5 protein-coding genes are annotated in these 4,849 nt (G+C 63.4%); 3 read left to right on the top strand and 2 right to left on the bottom strand.

The window, feature by feature from the left end:
* Positions 1 to 263 (bottom strand): hypothetical protein (locus VN004_RS13645; RefSeq protein WP_325610925.1); only part of this gene is annotated, 263 nt, incomplete at its 3' end.
* Between the two features lie 344 nt (positions 264 to 607).
* On the opposite strand from VN004_RS13645, the gene VN004_RS13640 reads away from it, so the two are divergent.
* The 3 genes from VN004_RS13640 to VN004_RS13630 are packed head-to-tail and all read left to right on the top strand — an operon-like array spanning position 608 to position 3,605.
* On the top strand, positions 608 to 1,630 hold the full coding sequence (locus tag VN004_RS13640; protein WP_325610922.1) for a KpsF/GutQ family sugar-phosphate isomerase: 1,023 nt from the start codon (positions 608 to 610) through the stop codon (positions 1,628 to 1,630).
* 12 nt (positions 1,631 to 1,642) lie between these two features.
* On the top strand, positions 1,643 to 2,683 hold the full coding sequence (locus VN004_RS13635) for an MraY family glycosyltransferase (protein ID WP_414710299.1): 1,041 nt from the start codon (positions 1,643 to 1,645) through the stop codon (positions 2,681 to 2,683).
* Between the two features lies 1 nt (position 2,684).
* Entirely contained in the window at positions 2,685 to 3,605 is a 921-nt protein-coding gene (locus VN004_RS13630; RefSeq protein ID WP_325610915.1) for an NAD-dependent epimerase/dehydratase family protein, read from the top strand.
* Here VN004_RS13630 and VN004_RS13625 read toward each other — a convergent pair.
* A partial coding sequence (locus tag VN004_RS13625; protein ID WP_325610913.1) for a UDP-N-acetylglucosamine 4,6-dehydratase family protein occupies positions 3,602 to 4,849 on the bottom strand: 1,248 nt, incomplete at its 5' end. The two genes, VN004_RS13630 and VN004_RS13625, sit on opposite strands and share 4 nt — an antisense overlap.

Genomic DNA, 4,849 nt, shown 5'->3' with positions numbered 1-4,849 from the left:
ACCGGTGCGTTCAACTGGCCGCAATAATATTCTGACTCGGCCGCATTCTTCGGAAATTTGGTCCAGCGGAATTCCGCGAATGATGGGTTCGACAGCGTCGCGACCACGCCGCGACGGATGATCGCCTTCTCGGCATCGCTGAAGCTTCGCATCTCGCCATGGCCATAGCGCGCCGGAATGCCGGACGTGGGCAGCATCCCCTTTTCGGGGAGACAGCCGGCGCAGGTCAGCGCAATCGCGGCGATGGCGAGGAATTGCTTCATCAGGTGACTGGTTAATACGTCATCATGAATCTCCGTTGAGCTTAGAGCATTGGGTTGTGGCCCGGAGAGGGTTTTACGGACTAGAAACAGACAGAGCTGTTCCGTGACAAATCAGCCACACCACCTATGCCGCTGAGTTAAAAAGATAATTCTCGCCGATCCCGAGTAGGCCGTGCCGGCTGTCCACATCCACCGTTGTCCCCATCCGGCGGGGAATTTCCGTTGTATCCAGCGGTGATTGCTGGCTTATTGGTTGCGTCTCCGGTAAGCCGCGCCGCGATCGTGAACAGATCGCTTCCGCCGCTCTGCTCGTGCCGGAGCCGAACAAGAAAGTCGAGGTCAGCGTGTCAGCCAAAGTGAAGGCCGGATCCGGCGTCGCAGACCATGAGGCCAGTCTGGTTGCATCTGCGCTGAAGACGTTGGATGCAGCCGGCAGCGGTATCGCCGCGCTCTCGGCTGCGCTTCGGGACAGCCTCGGCCACGCTCTTGTGGCGGCTGCCGATGCGATCCGTACCTCCCAGAACGACCCGAAGAATGGCCGCCTGATTGTCACTGGCATGGGCAAGTCCGGCCACGTCGCGCGCAAGCTGGCCGCCACCTTTGCATCGACCGGGACACCGGCCTTCTTCGTGCATCCAAGCGAAGCCAGCCACGGCGATCTTGGCATGATCACCCGGGACGACGTTATCCTGGCGTTGTCGTGGTCCGGCGAAACCGCCGAACTGAAGAACCTGATCGACCATTCCAAGCGCCACAGCGTTCGCCTGATCGGAATTACCTCTGAGGTTGGGTCGACACTTGGCCGCGCCGCCGACGTTGCACTGGTACTACCGCAGGTCCGCGAAGCCTGCCCGCACAATCTCGCGCCGACCACGTCGTCGCTGATGCAGCTTGCGCTCGGCGATGCGCTTGCCATTGCGCTGCTCCAAAGCCGAGGTTTCTCTGCGCGGGATTTCCATGTGCTGCATCCGGCCGGCCGGCTCGGCGCGCTGCTCAAGTCAGCGCGCGACGTGATGCGCACGGGCGACGCCGTCCCGCTGGCCAATAGCGGCGCGCTGATGTCGGACGCCGTGATCGAAATGTCGGCGAAGGGTGTCGGCTGCGTCGGCATCCTCGACGCGCACGGGCAACTCACGGGCATCATCACCGACGGCGACCTCCGCCGCAACATGCGTCCGGGCCTCACCGAGTTAGCCGTCGACGACATCATGACCCGCAATCCGAAATCATGCCGGCCGGATCAACTGGTCAGCGAGGTCATCGAGGCGCTGAACGCTTCGAAAATCACCGCCATGTTCGTGGTCGAATGCCATCGGCCGGTAGGCGTCCTGCATCTCCACGATCTGCTGCGTATCGGCGCAGCCTAATTTGCCGTCGCGATGGATGTATCGTCCGAGCCGCTACGGCATGGATGGATCGCCGGATTGGCGATCGCCGCCCTCGCCGGCATTCTGTGCGCGATCGTGATCGTTCTGCTGCGTCCCCTGATGGTGCGCTATGCGCTGGCGCGTCCCAATGCGCGGTCCTCGCATACGATCCCGACCCCGCAAGGCGGCGGGATGGCAATCGTCGCAAGCACATTGCTGATGGCGGGTTCCGTTTTGGCCCACGGCGGACGTATGTCCCCGTCCGAAGCTGCTGCGATCGCGGCCGTCTTTGGCGCGACACTGCTTATCGCGATCCTTGGTGCTATCGATGATATCCGTCCAATCGAGGTGATTCCGCGGCTGCTGGTCCAGGCTGTCGCCGTCGGCATTGTGATCGCAGCGCTCCCGGCGCAATTCCAAATGACACCGCTGCTGCCGTGGTGGCTCGAACGCGTCATGCTGGTGTTCGCCGGCCTTTGGTTCGTCAACCTCGTCAACTTCATGGACGGGCTCGACTGGATGACGGTTGCCGAAATGGTTCCGGTCACGGCGGCGCTTGCACTGTTCGGCATGCTGGGCGCATTGCCGGAGGCCGGCGTCGTCGTCGCGCTCGCGCTCCTTGGTGCGCTGGTCGGCTTCGCACCGTTTAATCGGCCAGTCGCGCGGCTGTTTCTAGGGGACGTCGGGAGCCTGCCGATCGGCCTCCTCATTGGCTGGCTGCTTGCTCTGCTGGCCAACAAGGGGCACCTCGCAGCTGCGCTGCTACTGCCGCTTTATTTCCTGCTTGACGCCAGCGTGACTTTGCTGCGACGGCTCGCGCGCGGCGAGCGCCTCTGGCAGGCACATCGCAGCCATTTCTATCAGCTCGCGACTGACAACGGCTTCTCGGTACCGCAAATCATTGCGCGGGTCTTTGCTGTGAATATCGTGCTCGCGGTACTGGCCTACATCTGCATTCGCTTCAACACGCACGCGGTGGAAATTGCCGCGCTTGTTGCGGGACTTATCGTCGTGTCATCGTTGTTGCTGCGCTTCTCGATGAAGCGGTCGTGAGATGCGGGTACTGATCACGGGGGCGAGTGGTTTCGTCGGGCGCGCGCTGACCTGCAGCCTGTCGCGCGCCGGTTATCAGGTTCGCGCCGCGGCACGTAACCGCGGCGCTGTGCCACGAGCCGAAATCCTCGAGATTGTGCAGCTCCCCGATTTGGCGAAGCCGGTCGACTGGCGGCCGCTGCTGGCCGATGTCGACGCGGTAGTACATCTCGCCGGTATCGCGCATATCTCACGAAAGCTGCCGGACACGATTTACGACCGCGTAAATCGCATCGCTACGAAGGAACTCGCGCTGGCCGCATCCCTGTCGCCCAATGTTCGGCGGCTGGTCTTCATCTCATCGATCCGTGCGCAAACCGGCCCCGTCTCCGATCACATTTTGACTGAGAACGACCCACCGCAGCCGGTCGACGCGTATGGTCGCTCCAAGCTCGCCGCCGAAGCCTTCGTGCGCGGCTACGGCGCGCCATGGACGATCCTGCGTCCTGTCATGGTGTATGGACCGGAAGCACGCGCCAATTTCCGACAACTCGCACGCGCCGCCGCGTTGCCGCTGCCACTCCCCTTCCGCGGCCTCGACAAACGGCGATCTGTCGTGGCACTCGACAATCTCCTCTCCGCCATTCGCTTCACGCTGGAGCACCCTGCCACAGTTAATCAGACCTACATCGTGGCGGATCCGACGCCGATCTCGCCTGCCGAAATGATCGCGATCATGCGCGAGGCACGTGGCCGTGCGCCGGGCCTCGTGCGGGTGCCACAACATTGGATACGCGCCGGCCTGGCCACCATAGGCAAGCGCGACGCCTGGGATCGCATCGGTGCCCCCTTGATCGCAGACATTACGAAACTGCGCGATGCCGGCTGGGTGCCGCCCACGGACACTCCGCAGGCACTTGCCGATCTGGTTCGGCGCGGCTAGGCCGCTTCGCCCTTGAAATCTGGCACAGCGTCGCGGAGCACGCGATAGATCGCATCACGGTCTTCGCGGACAAGGCCGTGCTCGAGCGTTGCCAGCCATCCACGCATCGTGTCGATCGACGGCGACAATGGCCGCGCGGCCACCACTCCATCAATCCCGATCTCAGCGGTCGGCTCTTCCTGCGCGAACAGGATCTCGTGCAACCGTTCGCCCGGTCGCATTCCGGTGAAGGTGATATCGATGTCGTGGTTGGGTTCGAGGCCTGACAGCCGGATGATGCGTTCGGCGAGATCGACGATCTTCACCGGCTGGCCCATGTTCAGCACATAGACCGCGACATCCGAGCGCTCCGGGCCGACCGCGTGGGTGCTGGCGGTCACGACGAGGTCGCATGCTTCCCGGATGGTCATGAAGTATCGCACCATGTCGGGATGCGTGACGGTGACCGGACCGCCGGCCTCGATCTGCGCCTTGAATTTCGGAACCACCGAGCCGTTCGATGCCAGCACGTTACCGAAGCGCACCGCGATCAGCCGCATCGACGTTGTATCGCCCTGGCGGGCGAATTGCGCGTCGAGCGCCTGACAATACATTTCCGCGAAACGCTTCGTCGCGCCCAGCACCGAAACCGGCTCGATCGCCTTGTCGGTGGAGATCATCACCATCGCCCTCGCACCGGATGCGACGGCGGCATCCGCGACGTTGACCGAACCGAACACGTTGGTCTTGACGCCCTCGCCCCAATCTCGCTCCAGCAACGGCACGTGCTTGAGTGCGGCCGCATGGAATACGATGTCGGGCTCGAAATCCTGCATCAGCCGCATGATCCGGTCGCGATCTCGGATATCGGCGAGCCGCCCGCTGATCTGCGCGCCCGACGTCTTGCTGGTCAGCGACTCCAGGACGGCATGCAGGGCCGGCTCCGAATTCTCGATCACCAGCAGCCGCGCTGCACCGAAAGTGACGACACGATCGCAGATCTCGGCCCCAATCGATCCGCCTCCGCCGGTCACAACGACCGAGCGCCCCTTGATGAAGCCCTCGAGCCGCCGGTAATCGATTTTGACGCTCGGTCGCAGCAGCAGGTCTTCGACATTGACCGGTGCAAGGCGCAGAGCCTCGACGCCATCGTCAAGCGACGGCAGCCGGCTGGTGCTGAGCCCGAGCCGGCGCGCCCGCATCAGCAGCGTATCGGTCTTTACATCCGGCTCGAACGCGGACGGCGTCAGCACCACGCGCCGGAC

Origin of the sequence: Pseudorhodoplanes sp., from assembly GCF_035565855.1 — a bacterium.
Taxonomy (GTDB): Bacteria; Pseudomonadota; Alphaproteobacteria; order Rhizobiales; family Xanthobacteraceae; genus Pseudorhodoplanes.
The sequence above is the reverse complement of the archived record's forward strand: the minus strand, read 5'-3'. Positions and strand labels throughout refer to the sequence as shown.

Excerpts from the sequence above, each read along its gene's own strand:
- VN004_RS13635 (WP_414710299.1), top strand. The coding sequence starts at position 1,643 with ATGGATGTATCGTCCGAGCCGCTACGGCATGGATGGATCGCCGGATTG.
- VN004_RS13630 (WP_325610915.1), top strand. The coding sequence starts at position 2,685 with ATGCGGGTACTGATCACGGGGGCGAGTGGTTTCGTCGGGCGCGCGCTG.